Here is an 18,151-nt window from a genome sequence, read left to right on the forward strand (position 1 = left end):
ATGATTATCCCGGCGTTAGATTTAATTGATGGCAAAGTGGTGCGCCTGCACCAGGGCGACTACGGCCAGCAGCGCGACTACGGCAGCGATCCGCTGCCCCGCCTGCAGGATTATCAGGCTCAGGGTGCCAGCGTACTGCACCTCGTCGATCTGACCGGCGCGAAAGACCCCGCTGCGCGTCAGATCCCGCTGCTGACCAAACTGCTGGCGGGCGTCAGCGTGCCGGTGCAGGTTGGCGGCGGCATTCGTACTAAAGACGACGTTGAGGCGCTGCTGAATGCCGGCGCAACCCGCGTGGTGGTCGGTTCGACGGCTATTAAGCAACCGGAAGAAGTTCAGCAGTGGTTTAAGCAGTACGGCGCAGAAGCGATTGTACTGGCGCTGGACGTGCGTATTGATGCCGGTAACCGGAAAGAAGTGGCGATCAGCGGCTGGCAGGAAGCCAGCGGGATCACCCTGGAAGAAGTGATCGAGCAGTTCCTGCCGTTTGGCCTGAAGCACGTGCTGTGCACCGATATCTCGCGCGACGGCACGCTGAGCGGCTCTAACGTTGAGCTGTACCGCGAAGTCTCCGCACGCTATCCGCAAATTGCCTTCCAGTCCTCCGGCGGCATCGGCTCGCTGGACGATATTGCTGCCCTGCGCGGCAGCGGTGCGCAGGGCGTGATCGTCGGTCGCGCGCTGCTGGAAGGTAAATTCAACGTATCGGAGGCGATTTCATGCTGGCAAAACGGATAATTCCCTGCCTCGACGTGCGCGACGGCCAGGTAGTCAAAGGCGTTCAGTTCCGCAATCACGAGATCATCGGTGACATCGTGCCGCTGGCGCAGCGCTATGCGCAGGAAGGGGCCGACGAGCTGGTGTTTTATGATATCACCGCATCAAGCGATGGCCGGGTGGTGGATAAAAGCTGGATCTCCCGCGTGGCGGAAGTGATCGATATCCCCTTCTGCGTGGCGGGCGGCATTAAATCCGTCGAAGACGCGGCGCTGCTGCTCTCCTTCGGTGCGGATAAGATCTCCATCAACTCCCCGGCGCTGGCCGATCCGGAGCTGATCACCCGCCTGGCGGATCGCTTTGGCGTGCAGTGCATCGTGGTTGGCATTGATACCTGGTACGACAGCGAAAGCGGCAAGTACCACGTGAATCAGTACACCGGCGACGAAAGCCGCACCCGCGTCACGCAGTGGGAAACCCTCGACTGGGTGCAGGAAGTGCAGAAGCGTGGGGCCGGTGAGATCGTACTGAATATGATGAACCAGGACGGCGTGCGCAACGGCTACGACCTGGTGCAGCTACAGAAGGTGCGCGAAGTGTGTAAAGTCCCGCTGATCGCCTCCGGCGGCGCGGGCACTATGGAACACTTCCATCAGGCATTTCGCGATGCAGACGTCGACGGTGCGCTGGCCGCGTCCGTCTTCCATAAGCAGATTATTAATATTGGGGAACTGAAAGCGTTCCTGGTAGAAAAAGGTGTGGAGATCCGCGCATGTTAACTGAACAACAGCTGGCTAAGCTGGACTGGGTAAAAACTGACGGAATGATGCCCGCCGTCGTACAGCACGCCGTTTCCGGCGAAGTTCTGATGCACGGTTATATGAATCAGGAAGCGCTGGATAAAACCCTGTCCAGCGGCAAAGTCACCTTCTGGTCGCGGACCAGGCAGCGCCTGTGGACCAAAGGGGAAACCTCTGAGCATTTCCTCAACGTGGTCAGCATCACCCCGGACTGCGATAACGATACGCTGCTGGTGCTGGTCAACCCGGTGGGGCCAACCTGCCACCTTGGCACCTCCAGCTGTTTCTCGCCGGCCGCATCGGACTGGACCTTCCTCTATCAGCTGGAGCAGCTGCTGGCCGAACGCAAGCACGCCGATCCGAAAAGCTCGTACACCGCCAGTCTGTACGCCAGCGGCACCAAGCGCATCGCGCAGAAAGTCGGTGAAGAAGGCGTGGAAACCGCGCTGGCCGCGACGGTTAACGACCGCTTCGAACTCACCAACGAAGCCTCCGATCTGGTTTATCATCTGCTGGTGCTGCTGCAGGATCAGGATCTGAACCTGTCGGCGGTGATTGAAAACCTGCGCCAGCGGCACAAGTAATCGTTCACTATCCTAAAGGGGCCGGTTATCCGGCCCTTTTTTTTATGACAGGGAGCCATGATGAATACGTTTAATCAGCTTACCGCCCTGCTCGACGGGCAGCAGGCGCGTTACCGGGTAATGGAACACGCGGCGATGGGGAAATGTGAAGAGGTGGCGGCGCTGCGCGGCACCGAGCTGGGCCAGGGCGCTAAAGCGCTGGTCTGCCACGTGAAGGGGAACGGGGTGAAGCAGCACGTGCTGGCGGTGCTGCCCGCCGACAGGCAGGCCGACCTCTCGCGGCTGGCATCGGCGCTGGGCGGGCTGCGCGCCTCGCTTGCCAGTCCGGCCGAGGTGGATAAATTGACCGGATGCGTATTCGGCGCCATCCCGCCTTTCAGCTTTCATCCGGACCTGCTGCTGGTTGCCGACCCGAGCCTGCTGACGCGGTATGACGAACTGGCGTTTAACGCCGGGCTGCTGGAGAAGTCGATGGTGCTGAATACGCAGGACTATCAGCGCATTGCGGCACCGACGATACTGAGTTTTTTGCGGGAAGACGTTTAAACGCGGTGGCCTGAAGTGCGACTATGACGATAACGCGCTTGAGCGTGGTCCATAACGCCGTAATTGTACGGGCAGGATGCTGCAGCGGCGGTAAAGGGCGCGAGTACGCCGATCAGTTCGTGGGTATGATGCGTCGTGCAGAGAGATAAAGTGCGGCCGGATCGCGCCGGCCGCTGCGTCAACGCTTAAGACTGCTTGCGCTGGCGATACTGCTGGCTGACCAGGCGGCCAATCACGATGCCGGAACCGATAATGCCACCGAGGATCACCGACAGCAGGACGGTCAGTACGCGCTTCGGACTGTCGCGGCGTATTGGCAGATCGCCCGGTGCGATATAGCGGTAGGACTGCAGGTTATCCACCTGAATTTTCAAATGGGTCATTGCCAGGAGTGAACGCTGCGTGTCGTAATACGCCGCGTCCAGCGGCAGCGGTTTCGTTGCCTCATTGGCGATCATCGCCTGCAGGGAAACGGTGCCCAGCAGGTACAGCGTATCGTCAGAAAGGAATTCGGCCTGATTCAGCTGCGAACGGGTAATATTAGACGCCTCGGCAATTTTCAGCGACTGCTTAATCACATCGATGCGCTGCTGCTTCTTATCCAGCGCCACCTGCTTCTGCGTATCTAAAGAGTCCGTCAGCTCGCGGGTTTTTACGCTCAGGCTGCGACGGATATCTGCGCCGTAGTCGTCCACAACGTCGTCGTTAACGCGCTGAATATACTCACCCAGCTGCTTGCGCGCCAGCTCGGCGGTTTCTGCGGTGAAAGAGATGCGTAGCGGTTCGCTACTACCTTTAATAACCTGCTGGACTTTTAAGCTTTGCGGCTCGTCAAGATTCTCAAGTTCAGATGAAAGTGCACTCATCGAACCACTGAATCGATTAAACAGCTGCTGCTGTAGTGTACCTATCGCTGGTTTATCCTGAGGACTCTGGGCATAAAGCACGCTGAGCGCTGCATTGTAGTTCGCTACCTGCCCCGCAGCAGGAAGCGTGACGATGGCTTTTGAGGTCCACTTCTCTTTTGCCAAAAACACATAGGACAGAGCAAATATTAACGCGATGATGACAGAAATTATGATGACCTTTCTACCTCGCCAAAGTTGAACCAGAATCTCGATTAAATCGAGTTCATCATTTCGGACGGTAGAGTTTTGGTAAGGCAGGTCTTTCTCAGAATTGGAATGGGTATCGCGACTCATAGTTTCAGTTTACTCAACACAAAGGAAAGCTAATGCAAAGGCGGTAAGTATAGGTAAAAATAGGTGAAGAGTCAGCGAGGTAGGATAGGGATTATCTTAAAAAATTTTGGGGGCGAGGGAATGTGAGAAATAACCTCCCGCAGCGCGGGAGGTTGATGACAGGATTAGTCCAGCCATTCGGTGTGGAACACACCGTCTTTATCAGTACGCTTATAGGTATGCGCACCGAAGTAGTCACGCTGAGCCTGAATCAGGTTCGCCGGCAGCACCGCTGAACGGTAGCTGTCGTAGTAGCCGATGGCAGCAGAGAAGGTAGGCGTTGGGATACCGTTCTGAACGGCATAGGCCACAACGTCACGCAGCGCCTGCTGGTATTCGTCAGCGATGTTTTTGAAGTACGGAGCCAGCAGCAGGTTTGCGATGTCGGCGTTATCGGCATAGGCATCGGTAATTTTTTGCAGGAACTGAGCACGGATGATGCAGCCCGCGCGGAAGATCTTGGCGATTTCGCCGTAGTGCAGATCCCAGTTGTTCTCGGTAGAAGCGGCTTTCAGCTGTGAGAAGCCCTGTGCGTAAGAAACGATTTTGCCCAGGTACAGTGCGCGACGCACCTTCTCAACGAACTCGGCTTTGTCACCGGATACGGCCTGCACGGTTGGACCGGTCAGCACTTTCGATGCCGCAACGCGCTGGGTTTTCAGTGAGGAGAGGTAGCGGGCAAATACGGACTCGGTGATCAGAGACAGCGGCTCGCCGAGATCCAGGGAGCTCTGGCTGGTCCACTTACCGGTACCTTTGTTCGCTGCTTCATCCAGAATCACATCAACCAGGTAGTTACCTTCTTCGTCTTTCTTGGTGAAGATATCTTTGGTAATGTCGATCAGGTAGCTGCTCAGCTCGCCTTCGTTCCACTCGCTGAAGGTTTTCGCCAGGTCGTCATTGCTCAGGTTCAGCGCGCCTTTCAGCAGAGAGTAGGCCTCTGCGATCAGCTGCATGTCGCCGTATTCGATACCGTTGTGCACCATTTTCACATAGTGACCCGCACCGTCCGGCCCCATGTAGGCCACGCAGGCTTCGCCTTCGGCACGTGCTGCAATCTCAGTCAGGATCGGAGCAACCAGCTCGTAAGCTTCTTTCTGGCCACCAGGCATGATGGATGGGCCTTTCAGTGCGCCCTCTTCGCCACCGGAAACACCGGTACCGATAAAGTTGAAGCCCTGCTCAGACAGTTCGCGGTTACGGCGAATGGTGTCTTTATAGAAGGTGTTACCGCCATCGATAAGGATGTCGCCTTTATCCAGGTGTGGAGTCAGGGAGGCGATAGTTTTGTCGGTCGCTTCGCCAGCCTGCACCATCAGAAGGATACGACGAGGTTTTTCCAGTGAGTCAACAAACTCTTCGACGGTGTAGTGCGGAACCAGATTTTTACCTGGGTTCTCTGCGACCACTTCATCGGTCTTCTCACGAGAGCGGTTGAAGATAGAAACTGAATAGCCACGGCTCTCAATGTTGAGTGCCAGATTACGGCCCATAACAGCCATACCCACAACGCCGATCTGTTGCTTGGACATACCTACTCCTGTCTACGTGATTTTACCTGCAGCAATGTGACTGCGGTCAATGTTCCAGACATGTTAACTCAGGTTTAGGCAATGTGGATAGTGATTGGTGCAAAGGAATATATGAATATTCCTTATTATTCAGAGGCGGTATGTGATAGAGCTTAATACACGCAAATCAAGTGTGTCTATATGAAGCCAGGGGACTTGATAAATCGTTTGAAGTTGTTCTATCTACGAAAAACAGCACGCCATGCGTAGGAAATAAAGCAAATCGTGGCATGATGTAACTTCAATTTTTCGACTTGTCTATATATTTCCCATTGCCGCCTGGCTTTCCTAACTTTGTTTCTAGAAATTGAACCTGAAACAATTCTGTACTGTGTCAAGACTTCGGTTAAAGCATAGGCTTTAACTCCAGTTTTTAATATTTTTAGCCACAAAGCATAATCTTGACCAGTTCTTAATAATGGCATGCTTAAATCATCTATAACACCTCGCCTTAACAGGACTGTGGAACATCCCAAAGTTGCTTTTTTCATCAACATATCTTGATAAGAAAGGGGCTCTGTATGAAAAGTATCTATTTGCTGGCCGAGTCGTTTCCCATCAGAAGAGATAGTTTCATAAGCAGTGAAAGAGAAGTCTATATCATCTTTCATAAAGACTATTTGCTTTTCTAGCTTATCCGAAAACCAAATATCATCACTATCGATAAATGCTATGAAGTCACCAACAGCACGACTTAATGAATTATTACGAGAAACGGCAGCACCAGAATTAAAATCATTTACGGCCATTTTAACTCGCGGATCATTGATGCTAAGGCTCTCAATAATGACTCTGGTATTATCAGAAGAGCAATCATCTGTAATTAACCACTCCCAATTAGTATGAGATTGGGAGCAAAGAGACGAATAAACGTCTTCAATATATTTTTCAGCATTATATGTTGGAGTAATAATAGAAACCAACTTATTCATCACTCACCTACTAAGTCAGAAACTGAAATTTTGAAATACTTCATGCTAGCTGTAAATTGAACAGTATTATAATCATTATGAACATTGACTTTTTCCAATCCTTTGCCAAAACCCGTTAAAACTGGAGTAAAATGAGTGCTATGCTCTACCACCAATTTAGACACATATCTATTTTTTACCGTTATCATTTTATACCAGATATCATCCGCGCAAGGGCATATTTTATCAATTGTTAAGTAGTCGAAAACATCGTCACTTATGGCTCCCCTCGGATAGCATACACCTGAAACTCCAGTAGGGATCAGATTATTAGCCAGTGAATTTTTTATATTGGCTAGGGGCCAGTCACTATATCTGACAGGATCAATATTATCAGATTTGTAAGTGATAATACGACCGCGATAGCAGTACACGCAATCAGATTGTTTTGTATAATTATCTTTGAAGATTTCCAGCCAATTTTTGGGATAAAAGACATCATCATCAGCAGTAACTACATAATCAAAATCAATCCCTTCCATCTCGAATAATGGAGATAATTTCTTATAGGAACGCGAATCACGTTCTACATAGTTAATACTTAAACCACGCATTTTTTGTCTGTTGAGTATCCAGCCAGATAAGCCTTTGGGAATATCATCAATATAAAGCCATAAATATATTTTTCTTGGCATATAAGATTGCTGAATAATAGATTCTATTGTTAGAAATACGAAATTTATTCGTTTACCATAAGATGTCAATGACACTATAATCTCATCATTGTCATATGCTAATTTTTTTTTGGAAAATAAAGCCATAAAAAAATAGTAGACAGTTAAAACTACAGACTTCATTAAAACCTTTAATTTCTCACTTAGAGTCATAAAAACGCCTTAGATAAGAAAAAATAGCACTTAGCTAATTCAATATCCATTATTAATGGTACTTTCAAATTTATTTCTATCAACGCAATTAAGCTTCAATGAATCCACTAACAACTTAAATGTAAATAACATTGCCTTAAATAAAGAAAGTTTGTTAATTGAAATGACATTCATAAAAACTTTCATTAAAGATGGCATTAACCATGGGTACCATAGTAATCCAAGATGGTTTTTCATATTTACAAATCGATTAAGATAGTGGATATAAGCCTTCCTGACTAACTTAGTTTTGTCACCAGTTAAACTTGCGCCAACTTTATGATAAATGATTGATTTTGGCACACATACCACACTTGCTTTCAAGGATTTCAGTCGCAAGGAAAGATCTATATCCTCTTCTCCAAAAAAGAACTTCTCACTAAACATACCTATATCAATAAAATAATCAGTTCTAAATAGTAATGCACAACCCGTAGAAAACGTGATAGATATGTTCTTTTCTCCGAGATTGACATCTTCAATACTTCTGTTTGCGAAAAGGTAATCACGCTTACCAAAGCGACTAATTGAACCTCCACAATTCCAAATGATTTTTTTATTATGGAAATATCTTATCTGAGGAATTACAGCATCGTTCGTTTTCAATGCTTCGAGCATATAAGGAAAAAAATCGTCCTCTACTACAGTATCATTATTTAAAAATAATACTTGTTCGTATTTCTTTTCTTTAGCATACTTAGCACCGAGATTGCAAGCGCGAGCAAAACCATGATTAACCGAAGACTTCAATAAAAAGAAATTAACGTCATTAACAGAGTATGCAAAACCCTTTTTAATCTCGTATTCGGATGCCAACTTTGAATTTGATAATTCAACTTCCCAACATGCATTATGGGAAAGATCGGTAAGGCCATCTTGCAAAAATTCATATTGATCCGTTCTAGAATCATTATCAATAATCAAAACATCATAATTAATATTATTTCGAGCAAGGCTTCGGCTGCACTCTATAGTATCAATTGTTCCATTCCAATTCAACACTACAACCAAACACTGTCGGTTTATATTTTCCATAAAAAACCCTATAACACTTCAAAGTTTAACAGCTTAACATTTACCACGCAAAAATAAATAATAGCCCAAACAATGAAAACACAGCCCATAAAATATTTTTGTTTTATCTTTAATGTTAATGAAGGTAATGAAAGAATCAATGAAACTCCAAACAATTCGAATGTTCGTGATGCTAATACAGGTACGGAAGAGAAGACATAAAAAATAACAAGCATCACACTCATTATTTTAAAGTAAATGACATCTTCTTTCGGCGGCTTGCGATATTTAATCAATGCCACTGCGTAAATAATAAAAAACGAGAAAACACAGAGGGAAAATTTACTGAATACATTTACATTATCGAACCTACCTAGATTAAGATTATTTATATATCCAATTGCCTTAGTTCCTAAAGGACCAGGAAAATAACTAAAAAAATAAATAAGCATGGCATCCATGTTTTGGACCAGTAATACCGCGGCCAATGCAAAAAAAGGCATTAAAAAATAAATCTTAATATTTAGACGCTTATTGCTAAATAGAATAAGAGGGAACAATATAATGCAACTAAAATGAAACGCACACGCAATTGATATTTTTATTAAATAAGGCTTTACTTTCCTCTCAGTTAAATCTGGGATTGCCAAAAGAAAAAAAGCAGCAGCCGCCCCAACTCTTATTTGTGTAAGATCGTGCAATGTAAAATACATACACAAATAAATAACAAGCGACATCAAAGGCACTTGGGAGTATTTATAAATAGCCACCATTTTAATGGTAATAGCTATTAAAGCATAGGTAATAAATAGAATGGCTATATTATTATTGAAAACAAAACCATCCAGCCATGCGAGTAAAATAAAAGTAGGCTCTTTAATATCATACTGACCATCAAGTATGGAACTGACTGCGGATTGATAGGCCAAAGAATCATTATCGAAACCTACAGGTCGAAACCCAGATATAACTATTAAAAAAACGGTAATGACAATAAATACAAATAAAACAACACCATTTCGACTGTTGCTTAGAGTATTAGCATGCTTATTAATCTCAGACATACGGATTTCGACTCATACGAATTAAAAAATCCAAGTTTTACAAACCATAGCATCAAAAATGCTCTGTTCATATTTTAAAAAACCTGAATTAATTGAAATCATTAATATTGAAATACATTCTATTAAAAATCATAATTATAATCCAATGTATAAACACATGTTCAGGAACTTCTATTTCTAAAGAAAGATTCGATTTCGCCAACACAGCGCTCAACATTCAACTGTGATTTTTCGTGCTCGCTCACTATATGTTGATGAACATAATGGCATGTATCTCTAGCCCATCCTTTTTGCTCATTACTTAAACCATATGCAATACCATAGCGATCTGATTCATTTGGATACCAGTCATCTATACTACGGTTGATACCGGGAACTACAATCGACTCACATCCACAAAGAACCGCGAATATTGAATATGCAGTGTAATCATCATATGAGATGAACTTCTTAGAGCGCCTGAACACTTTAGCCATCTCATCATGAGTCAGTCCGTCAACTTGCACGGAATCAATTGAATGAATGTGTGATTTGTCCTTTCCTTTACGAATCATATGACATGAGGCTATATCTCTTTGGCAATCATTGATGTTATCCATATTGTAAATATCAATAGGATAATAGATAACCTTCAATTCCTCACGAGAAAGACTGGAACCTGAAAACTCGAAATCGTCAATAGCTGAATTAAATTTAAAATAAAGTTCGCCTGTTGAATAATCGATCTCACCAGTATGATACCCTGGTTGGTGCAAAAACCACCTAACCACATTATTAATTTTTAAAGGATTCCCATTTATAATTTCAGGATATATAACTACGCTATTTTTAGGGAATTTTCTTTTTGACCAAACTGGTGTATTCCAATGATAATTTACTTTAAACCTCTTCCTATTAATCAAATACCATTTCAATTGAGAAAAAAACATACGAACCGTTAGCTTACCGCTAAAGATTGGCTCAGACTTAACCAAGTAAGCATTGCATCCTTGTATATTATTTATTAGATGGCACAATCTGTGTAAAACGATAGCACCACCACTATTTTCATTGTAGCTTGGCGTACAAATAAAATAATTCATGCGTTTTTCAACCGAAGTTTGATATTGATTTTTTTTCTAATAAGAAAAATGTAGAAAGCAACGATAACAGACCCACTAAATCCTATTCCAAATAAAACAATAAAGGAGATAAGTCTATCCGATGGTTCTATTTTTAAAGAGTTAATGAAAGAGAAATAGCCACAACATATTAAAGATACAGGAATCAAAAGCTTAACAATAAAATCCAATCCAGACACAAAATATTTATTAAAGTTGTAAACAGACCAACTAAAAAAAAGCGTAGCGGAAGATATGCAGAAGAATATAGAAGTACCTACGCCGTGATATTTATTAGCTATGTAAATATTTGCAGGAACAACAAACACACTAAACAAAAGATATACTAAGGTGTGGTTTCTCAAATCACCGGAACTGTATCTCAGTAAGAAACAAAAATTAGAAAAAACACCAAATACCCCGCCCAAAAATATCCATGGTAAATATCTGCTCGCGCTTGCAGCCAGTTCATAATCTCCACTCCATGCCAGAAGTAGTGACTGACTGAAGAAGAATAAAAATATTGCTAAAGGAACCAAACATAAACAGACAAAGTAGTATGCATAAGTAAAATACTTAGTATATGTTTCATAGTTCCGTTCGGTATAGCTTCGAGTTAGTCTGGGTAAAAGAATTTGATTTAGCGGATCACTTATCACAAAAATTATAGCACTAACCGATACAGCCACACTATATTTAGCATATTCAGAAAGTTGCATGAATTTTGTTAATGCAAGTTTATCTGATTGATTGACTATTATCCACAAAATCGAAAGAGTTGACAGTTGCAATGCAAATAAAAATATTACCTTGATGGAAATCTTACTTTCTAATTTATTATTATCGACAAGGGATAATGCTATTTTTTTCTTTATATACTCACCATAAACAACGGTTAAAAGAGTGTTAATAGCCGCAGCCATAAACTGAACAATAAAATAAAATTTTATGTCCTGCCGGAAATACAACAAGAACATCAAAGTAACAGGTTGTGATAAGGTAATGTAAACGAAATTAATAGTGGAAATGGCAACCTGACTTTCATTTGAGAGTAAAATACTTCGATATGGTCCCTGAATATACCTTACAGCAAAGATACAAAACATTAACAAAGTGCAAAACTGCACCTCTTCATCACTCAAGCTAGTATTTAACCAAGTCTTACTATATTGATGCGCGAATATTGCGCCAATTATAGAAACACTAACGCCGATGAAAATAAAAATCTTTATTACTTTATTAAATACAGCAGTGAACTCAATAAAACTTTGTCGGCTTTCTCGAGAAACAATAGCTTGACGAGCTAAAACCCCACCAATACCAGCATCGAGTATGTTCAAACAAGCCATCAAAATGGCATAAAAACCCACTAACCCATAAGAATCATAACCAACTATCTTGATAATATAGGGGATTAGAAAAATACTTATTAGTGCAGTATAGATTCTCACACTATAAACATAGGAAACAATTTTTAGTTGTTTTTTCATTTTATAATCGCAACTGGACATTTGTTGGTCGACATTAAAAATCAAATCGACCTACTAACATGAATCATTCAGAATAGAATGACGCAATCAAATTACATATTTCATCGACCTGAGAAATTTCCAACTCATAGAAGAGAGGTAGACGCAGTAAGGTATCAGTGAAGCGATCGCTGTTTATAAGATCTTTTCCTTCATATAACTTACTGTAGAACTCACTTTTATGCAGTGATAAATAATGAAACACTGTGTGTACATTATTTTCCTTCATAAAAGATATAAGTCTTGTACGGGTGTCCAGATCTGCGCATATAATGTAAAACATATGTGCATTATTTGTACTATCAGGTGTCAATACAGGTAATCCTATTTTACAGTTCTCTCCAAGATTACTTAAATTTTGATAGTATCTGTCCCAAATGGCCTTTCTTTTTTGCTGAATAGCATCGATATTTTCTAGTTGAGCATATAAATAGGCTGCAATAATATCTGAAGGTAAAAATGATGATCCAATATCTACCCAACCATATTTATTAACTTCACCTCGGAAAAATGATGCACGATTAGTACCTTTTTCCCTTATCACTTCAGCTCTATTTATATATCTCTCATCATTGATGACCAACATACCACCTTCACCTGCAATGATATTTTTGGTTTCATGAAATGAAAAGGTAGCAAACGTTCCAATGCTACCTAGCGGTCTATCTCGATAAAATGAATCAATGGCCTGAGCCGCATCTTCAACAACAGGGACATTATATTTTTCGGAAATTCTCATGATTTCCTGCATGTCACATGCTACACCGGCATAATGAACGACTACAATAGCTTTAGTTTTTTTATTGATTAATGACAATACACTTTTGGGATCAACATTTGGATTATCAGAGTAACTATCAGCAAACTTAATAGTAGCCCCCCGTAAAGCGAAAGCATTCACTGTTGACACAAATGTAAACGAAGGGGCGATAATTTCATCCCCTGGTTTTATATCTAACAATATTGCAGCCATTTCTAAAGCATCGGTGCAGGACGTGGTTAGCAAAACCTTTTTGAAGTTATATTTTCTCTCGAAGTAATCATGACACTTCTTGGTAAATAAACCATCACCCGAAATTTTCCCACTTGCAACAGCTTCTGATATATAAACTAATTCTTTACCATGCAAGTAAGGCTTATTAAATGGAATCATTATTTTATCCTTTTTTCAACATCATTGGCAGAATAGACTTAATATTTGATATTACTGAAAACCAAGTGCGCATGCGTTAAGATCTTTTTCAGACAAAATAAGTTTTTCAATAACACCAAAGGGCCAATTGATATTGAGATTTGTATCATCATAGACTATTGTTTTTTCACTCTCCGGATGATAATAATTTGTCGTTTTATAGAGAAATTCTGCACTCTCGCTCAATACCAGAAAACCATGAGCAAAACCCTCTGGGATCCACAGCTGGCGTTTATTTTCCGCAGAAAGATTCACACCGACCCACTTCGCATAAGTCGGGGAGTCGGGGCGGATATCAACGGCCACGTCAAAGACTTCGCCCGCCGTGCAGCGCACGAGCTTGCCCTGCGCATAGGGTGCCAGCTGGTAGTGCAGGCCGCGCAGTACACCGCCGGCAGATTTAGAATGATTGTCCTGCACAAATTCAACCCTGCGCCCTACCGCCTCTTCAAACGCCTTATGGTTGAAGCTTTCAAAGAAAAAGCCACGCTCATCCCCGTAAACGGCTGGTTCAAAAATTAATACGTCTGGTATCGCCGTTTGAATTACCTTCATTTCAGAACTGACCTTTAATCATTTTTAGTAAGTATTTGCCGTAATCATTTTTCGCCAGCGGCTCCGCCAGCTTTTTCACCTGCGCCGCATCGATAAACCCTTTGCGATAGGCAATCTCTTCCGGACAGGACACCTTCAGTCCCTGACGGTCTTCGATGGTCTTAATGAAGTTACTGGCTTCAATCAGGCTGTGGTGCGTACCGGTATCCAGCCACGCGTAGCCTCGACCCATCATCGCCACTTTCAGCGTGCCGCGCTCCATATAAAGGCGGTTGATGTCGGTGATTTCCAGCTCACCGCGCGGGGAAGGCTTCAGGCTTTTAGCCAGCTCAACGACGCTGTTGTCGTAGAAATAAAGGCCGGTCACCGCGTAGTTGCTTTTCGGCTCCAGCGGTTTTTCTTCCAGCGAGACCGCGATGCCCTGTCTGTCGAACTCGACGACGCCGTAGCGCTCCGGATCGTTGACGTGATAGGCAAATACCGTGGCTCCCGAAGGCTGACTGACGGCCTCCTCCAGCTCTTTCGGCAGATCGTGACCATAGAAAATATTATCGCCGAGCACCAGCGCGCAGTTATCTTCACCGATAAACTCTTCGCCGATAATAAACGCCTGCGCCAGCCCGTCAGGGCTGTCCTGCACTTTATACTGCAGATTCAGCCCCCACTGACTACCGTCACCCAGCAGCTGCTCAAAGCGCGGCGTATCCTGTGGGGTACTGATAATCAGAATATCGCGGATCCCGGCCAGCATCAGGGTGCTGATTGGGTAATAGATCATCGGCTTGTCGTAGATCGGCAGCAGCTGTTTGCTTACGGCCATGGTAACCGGATAGAGGCGGGTTCCGGAACCGCCAGCGAGAATAATGCCTTTACGCTTCATAATTTTTCTCTTTTTAATTCAAACGCAGTGCGTTAGTTAGCCCAGAATCTGCGAAACGTTGAGTTCCTGCAGCATTCGCCGCACGCCCAGCTGCCACTCGGGCAGGGTAAGTCCGAACGTCGTGCAGAATTTTTCGGTCACCAGTCGGGAATTTAGCGGGCGGCGTGCCGGGGTCGGGTAACGGCTTGTCGGCACCGCATGCAGATTTTTTAACGCAAGCTCGACACCCCTTTTTCTGGCTTCGGCAAAAACGAACTGGGCATAGTCGAACCAGGTTGTTGTACCGGATGCCACCAGATGGTAAAGCCCTGCTGCATCGGGGATATGCTGCACCGTGCGGATTGCATGTGCGCTACAGTCTGCAATTAAATCCGCACCGGTTGGTGCGCCAAACTGATCGTTAATCACCGACAGTTCTTCACGTTCTGCGGCAAGACGCAGCATGGTTCTGGCGAAGTTATTGCCCCGGCTGGCATACACCCAACTGGTTCTGAAGATTAAATGTTTTTTGCAGTGCTGCTGAATCGCCCGTTCGCCCGCCAGCTTGCTGGCACCGTAAACGTTCTGCGGATCGGTCGCATCGCTTTCCTGCCAGGGGCGATCGCCCTCCCCCGGGAAGACATAATCGGTGGAGTAATGCACCAGCAGCGCGCCCAGCCGATGGGCTTCTTTTGCCAGGACCTCAACGGTCGCGGCATTGACCTGATGCGCCTGCTCCGCTTCCGACTCGGCTTTGTCCACCGCCGTCCAGGCGGCGGCATTCACAATCACATCGGGCCGCAGCAGGCGCACGGTATCAGCGAGATCCTGCGGCCGGGTGAAGTCGCCGCAGTAGTCGGTTGAGTCAGAGGCCAGGGCCGTCAGCTGGCCCAACGGCGCAAGAGCACGCTGCAGTTCCCAACCTACCTGGCCGTTTTTACCCAATAGCAAAATCTTCACGGCTGACGCCCGCTGTAGTTTTGCGCAATCCACGACTGGTAGGCACCGCTTTTAACGTTGCTGACCCATTTAGCGTTATCCAGATACCACTGCACGGTTTTGCGAATGCCGCTTTCAAAAGTCTCCAGCGGCTGCCAGCCCAGCTCACGGCCGATTTTATTGGCATCGATTGCATAGCGACGATCGTGGCCCGGACGGTCAGCAACGTAGCTGATTTGCTGGCGATAGCTCCCGGCTTTCGGCACCATCTCGTCCAGCAGGTCGCAGATCGTTTCCACCACCTGCAGGTTCTGCTTCTCGTTGTGGCCACCGATATTGTAGGTTTCACCCACTTCGCCGCGGGTCACCACCGTGTACAGGGCGCGGGCGTGATCCTCAACATAGAGCCAGTCGCGGATCTGATCGCCTTTACCATAAATGGGCAGGTTTTTACCTTCCAGGGCATTGAGGATCACCAGCGGAATCAACTTCTCCGGGAAGTGGTACGGACCGTAGTTATTGGAGCAGTTGGTCACCACCGTCGGCAGGCCGTAGGTGCGAAGCCAGGCTCGAACCAGATGGTCGCTGGAGGCTTTGGAGGCGGAGTAAGGGCTGCTGGGAGCGTACGAGGTGGTTTCAGTGAACAGCGGCAGTTTACTGTGCGGATCGCTGACTTCATCGGGGTGAGGCAGGTCACCATACACCTCATCCGTTGAAATATGGTGGAAACGGAAAGCCGCTTTGCGCGAGCCGTCCAGCCCGCTCCAGTACTGGCGAGCAGCCTCAAGCAGCACGTAGGTTCCGACGATATTGGTTTCAATGAAATCAGCAGGGCCGCTGATAGAGCGATCGACGTGGCTTTCTGCCGCCAGATGCATGACGGCATCCGGCTGATGGCGGGCGAAAATAGCGGCCATAGTGGCTTTATCACAAATATCAACTTGCTCAAAGGCATAGCGGGGATCTGAACTGACCGCCGCAACGGATTCGAGGTTTCCGGCATAGGTGAGTTTATCAACGTTGACAACGCTGTCAGTGGTTTCGTTGATGATATGGCGCACAACGGCAGAGCCGATAAAGCCGGCACCGCCGGTCACTAAAATTTTCACGCGTATCTCTCTTAAAATAATGTCTGGCAAAATGCGCTGAGGAACGGTTTCCTCTCGCGTAATGGCACATCAAAGCGGACTATTTCACGGCAAGGAATCGCCCAAAAGTCACTTTTAATTTTTCCAGTGATTTCATCGCAAACAGCATTGAAATAAAGCTACCGACGAACAGGGCAAGCTGCCAGTTGTCAGGCACGCGGCAACCTTCCAGAATAATGCCGATCATGCCACTGAAAACCTGGGCGGAGGTCATAATCACTAACGTCCAGCGACCGCTGAGGCCGACGCGCATCAGAATATGATGCATATGCTCACGATCGGGGCGGAACGGGCTGCAACCCCGCCGCAGGCGCGCAATCATCACACGCATCATGTCCATCAGCGGCACCGCAATCAGCCACAGCGCCGTTACCGGGCTCATAATGGCGTCCTGTCCCTGTGAGGCAACAATCAGCAGCCAGATAACCGTAAAGCCAATCAGCATGCTGCCGGCATCGCCCATAAAGACTTTGAATTTACGTCCCCAGGGAATACCGAGGTTGAGCAGAATATACGGCAGACAGGCGGCCATCAGGCACATACACCACATCGCCATATCATCATTGCCGCCCATGATAAACACGATGCCCAGCGAGCCAAAGGTCACGCAGGACAGCGCGCCCAGTAGTCCATCAATGCCGTCGACCATATTGAAGGCGTTAATTGCCGCAATGACGGCGAACAGAGTAATCACGTAGCCGAATGCGCCAAGAACCAGTTGGTAGCCAAAAAGAATGTTGCCCAGCGAAGACAGATACAGGCCGTTGTACATCATAATGCCGGCAACCGCCGCCTGCAGACCCATACGCGGCATGACGGGCAGGTCAAACCGATCGTCAAGCACCCCCACCAGCAGCAGCAGGGTGGCGCAAATCATATAGATGTCAAAATCAGGCAGCCACGCGGGCTGCAGCGCGTAAAGTATCCATAAAGAGAAATAGACTGAAACACCGCCGACCAAAGGGATATGCCCACTATGGAGTTTGCGCGCGTTGGGCTTGTCCACCAGCCCCACTTTGCGAGCCACTTTTCTCGCAATAAACAACAGCGCTAAAGCTCCCAGAAAGATGAGAACGATCTCTTGCATATGTGCACCAATGCTCACTTAGCTTTTGCATTTTGCTCTTTGAAACCACGCTACCGCCCCTGGCACAGTAGTCCAGTTCGCTTCACATGATTTCCCCTACTCAAGCATAGTCAGACTATCCTGCCTGACTAATTTTTTTCTTCAGATAACTCCTGGAAACAAAATCACACCAAGCATTACCAAAAGAATCACTAATTCTCCCGCCTCGGCAGGACGCATACAAGTTTAATTTGAAAATTTTTATGAAGAGTGGGGACACCTGCTTTATGTGCGTAATTAAGCAGCGGTTGCGCTCTTTTTTTCATCCAGGAATGTTAATAATACGCTATTGAGAATTTTCTCATATAATTCATAAGATAAGTTTTTCT

Annotated in this window: 18 protein-coding genes; 4 read left to right on the forward strand and 14 right to left on the reverse strand. The window is 45.8% G+C overall.

Annotation, left to right across the window (positions count from 1 at the left end):
- The 4 genes from hisA to PGH32_RS10650 are packed head-to-tail and all read left to right on the forward strand — an operon-like array spanning position 1 to position 2,647.
- Entirely contained in the window at positions 1–738 is a 738-nt protein-coding gene (gene hisA / locus PGH32_RS10635; RefSeq protein WP_314427479.1) for a 1-(5-phosphoribosyl)-5-[(5-phosphoribosylamino)methylideneamino]imidazole-4-carboxamide isomerase, read from the forward strand.
- Positions 720–1,496, forward strand: coding sequence for an imidazole glycerol phosphate synthase subunit HisF (gene hisF / locus PGH32_RS10640; protein WP_314427483.1), 777 nt, complete (start codon positions 720–722; stop codon positions 1,494–1,496). The genes hisA and hisF overlap by 19 nt, the downstream gene beginning before the upstream one ends.
- Complete coding sequence (gene hisIE, locus PGH32_RS10645) at positions 1,490–2,101, forward strand: bifunctional phosphoribosyl-AMP cyclohydrolase/phosphoribosyl-ATP diphosphatase HisIE (RefSeq protein ID WP_314427486.1); 612 nt, start codon at positions 1,490–1,492, stop codon at positions 2,099–2,101. The genes hisF and hisIE overlap by 7 nt, the downstream gene beginning before the upstream one ends.
- 60 nt (positions 2,102–2,161) lie before the next feature.
- The gene (locus tag PGH32_RS10650) at positions 2,162–2,647 is read left to right on the forward strand and encodes a YbaK/prolyl-tRNA synthetase associated domain-containing protein (protein ID WP_314427488.1); all 486 of its coding nucleotides are present in this window, start codon (positions 2,162–2,164) and stop codon (positions 2,645–2,647) included.
- A 185-nt stretch (positions 2,648–2,832) separates the two neighbouring features.
- Here PGH32_RS10650 and wzzB read toward each other — a convergent pair whose 3' ends face one another.
- The 14 genes from wzzB to wecA form a co-directional block, all read right to left on the reverse strand.
- Positions 2,833–3,849, reverse strand: coding sequence for an LPS O-antigen chain length determinant protein WzzB (gene wzzB / locus PGH32_RS10655; RefSeq protein ID WP_337894000.1), 1,017 nt, complete (start codon positions 3,847–3,849; stop codon positions 2,833–2,835).
- Positions 3,850–4,013: 164 nt separating this feature from the next.
- Positions 4,014–5,420 (reverse strand): NADP-dependent phosphogluconate dehydrogenase, encoded by a 1,407-nt coding sequence (gene gndA, locus PGH32_RS10660; protein WP_337894001.1) that lies wholly within the window; start codon positions 5,418–5,420, stop codon positions 4,014–4,016.
- Positions 5,421–5,638: 218 nt separating this feature from the next.
- The gene (locus PGH32_RS10665; RefSeq protein ID WP_337894002.1) at positions 5,639–6,391 is read right to left on the reverse strand and encodes a glycosyltransferase family 2 protein; all 753 of its coding nucleotides are present in this window, start codon (positions 6,389–6,391) and stop codon (positions 5,639–5,641) included.
- On the reverse strand, positions 6,391–7,257 hold the full coding sequence (locus PGH32_RS10670) for a glycosyltransferase family A protein (protein WP_337894003.1): 867 nt from the start codon (positions 7,255–7,257) through the stop codon (positions 6,391–6,393). The genes PGH32_RS10665 and PGH32_RS10670 overlap by 1 nt, the downstream gene beginning before the upstream one ends.
- 39 nt (positions 7,258–7,296) lie before the next feature.
- A complete protein-coding gene (locus PGH32_RS10675; protein WP_337894004.1) occupies positions 7,297–8,331 on the reverse strand; it encodes a glycosyltransferase family 2 protein in 1,035 nt (344 codons plus the stop codon).
- An 8-nt stretch (positions 8,332–8,339) separates the two neighbouring features.
- Complete coding sequence (locus PGH32_RS10680; protein WP_337894005.1) at positions 8,340–9,374, reverse strand: EpsG family protein; 1,035 nt, start codon at positions 9,372–9,374, stop codon at positions 8,340–8,342.
- Positions 9,375–9,535: 161 nt separating this feature from the next.
- Entirely contained in the window at positions 9,536–10,456 is a 921-nt protein-coding gene (locus tag PGH32_RS10685) for a WavQ (protein WP_337894006.1), read from the reverse strand.
- A complete protein-coding gene (locus tag PGH32_RS10690; RefSeq protein WP_337894007.1) occupies positions 10,453–11,964 on the reverse strand; it encodes a lipopolysaccharide biosynthesis protein in 1,512 nt (503 codons plus the stop codon). The genes PGH32_RS10685 and PGH32_RS10690 overlap by 4 nt, the downstream gene beginning before the upstream one ends.
- Before the next feature lie 64 nt (positions 11,965–12,028).
- Positions 12,029–13,156 carry a dTDP-4-amino-4,6-dideoxygalactose transaminase gene (gene rffA, locus PGH32_RS10695; protein WP_337894008.1) on the reverse strand — a complete coding sequence of 376 codons (1,128 nt, stop codon included), beginning with the start codon at positions 13,154–13,156 and terminating at the stop codon, positions 12,029–12,031.
- 51 nt (positions 13,157–13,207) lie between these two features.
- On the reverse strand, positions 13,208–13,750 hold the full coding sequence (rfbC, locus tag PGH32_RS10700; protein WP_337894009.1) for a dTDP-4-dehydrorhamnose 3,5-epimerase: 543 nt from the start codon (positions 13,748–13,750) through the stop codon (positions 13,208–13,210).
- A gap of 1 nt (position 13,751) precedes the next feature.
- Positions 13,752–14,633, reverse strand: a complete 882-nt coding sequence (rfbA, locus tag PGH32_RS10705; protein ID WP_314427548.1) for a glucose-1-phosphate thymidylyltransferase RfbA — start codon at positions 14,631–14,633, stop codon at positions 13,752–13,754.
- 33 nt (positions 14,634–14,666) lie between these two features.
- Positions 14,667–15,569 (reverse strand): dTDP-4-dehydrorhamnose reductase, encoded by a 903-nt coding sequence (gene rfbD, locus PGH32_RS10710; protein ID WP_337894010.1) that lies wholly within the window; start codon positions 15,567–15,569, stop codon positions 14,667–14,669.
- Entirely contained in the window at positions 15,566–16,657 is a 1,092-nt protein-coding gene (rfbB, locus tag PGH32_RS10715; protein WP_337894011.1) for a dTDP-glucose 4,6-dehydratase, read from the reverse strand. Before rfbB ends, rfbD begins: the two co-directional genes overlap by 4 nt.
- Positions 16,658–16,736: 79 nt before the next feature.
- On the reverse strand, positions 16,737–17,783 hold the full coding sequence (gene wecA, locus PGH32_RS10720; RefSeq protein WP_337894012.1) for a UDP-N-acetylglucosamine--undecaprenyl-phosphate N-acetylglucosaminephosphotransferase: 1,047 nt from the start codon (positions 17,781–17,783) through the stop codon (positions 16,737–16,739).
- Positions 17,784–18,151: the final 368 nt, after the last annotated feature.

It is taken from the genome of Erwinia sp. SLM-02, assembly GCF_037450285.1.
In the GTDB taxonomy this organism is placed as follows: domain Bacteria; phylum Pseudomonadota; class Gammaproteobacteria; order Enterobacterales; family Enterobacteriaceae; genus Erwinia.

Excerpts from the sequence above, each read along its gene's own strand:
- PGH32_RS10680 (WP_337894005.1), bottom strand. The coding sequence starts at position 9,374 with ATGTCTGAGATTAATAAGCATGCTAATACTCTAAGCAACAGTCGAAAT.
- PGH32_RS10665 (WP_337894002.1), bottom strand. The coding sequence starts at position 6,391 with ATGAATAAGTTGGTTTCTATTATTACTCCAACATATAATGCTGAAAAA.
- hisIE (WP_314427486.1), top strand. The coding sequence starts at position 1,490 with ATGTTAACTGAACAACAGCTGGCTAAGCTGGACTGGGTAAAAACTGAC.
- PGH32_RS10650 (WP_314427488.1), top strand. The coding sequence starts at position 2,162 with ATGAATACGTTTAATCAGCTTACCGCCCTGCTCGACGGGCAGCAGGCG.
- wzzB (WP_337894000.1), bottom strand. The coding sequence starts at position 3,849 with ATGAGTCGCGATACCCATTCCAATTCTGAGAAAGACCTGCCTTACCAA.
- hisA (WP_314427479.1), top strand. The coding sequence starts at position 1 with ATGATTATCCCGGCGTTAGATTTAATTGATGGCAAAGTGGTGCGCCTG.
- PGH32_RS10670 (WP_337894003.1), bottom strand. The coding sequence starts at position 7,257 with ATGACTCTAAGTGAGAAATTAAAGGTTTTAATGAAGTCTGTAGTTTTA.
- PGH32_RS10690 (WP_337894007.1), bottom strand. The coding sequence starts at position 11,964 with ATGAAAAAACAACTAAAAATTGTTTCCTATGTTTATAGTGTGAGAATC.
- wecA (WP_337894012.1), bottom strand. The coding sequence starts at position 17,783 with ATGCAAGAGATCGTTCTCATCTTTCTGGGAGCTTTAGCGCTGTTGTTT.
- hisF (WP_314427483.1), top strand. The coding sequence starts at position 720 with ATGCTGGCAAAACGGATAATTCCCTGCCTCGACGTGCGCGACGGCCAG.
- gndA (WP_337894001.1), bottom strand. The coding sequence starts at position 5,420 with ATGTCCAAGCAACAGATCGGCGTTGTGGGTATGGCTGTTATGGGCCGT.
- PGH32_RS10675 (WP_337894004.1), bottom strand. The coding sequence starts at position 8,331 with ATGGAAAATATAAACCGACAGTGTTTGGTTGTAGTGTTGAATTGGAAT.
- PGH32_RS10685 (WP_337894006.1), bottom strand. The coding sequence starts at position 10,456 with ATGAATTATTTTATTTGTACGCCAAGCTACAATGAAAATAGTGGTGGT.
- rffA (WP_337894008.1), bottom strand. The coding sequence starts at position 13,156 with ATGATTCCATTTAATAAGCCTTACTTGCATGGTAAAGAATTAGTTTAT.
- rfbC (WP_337894009.1), bottom strand. The coding sequence starts at position 13,750 with ATGAAGGTAATTCAAACGGCGATACCAGACGTATTAATTTTTGAACCA.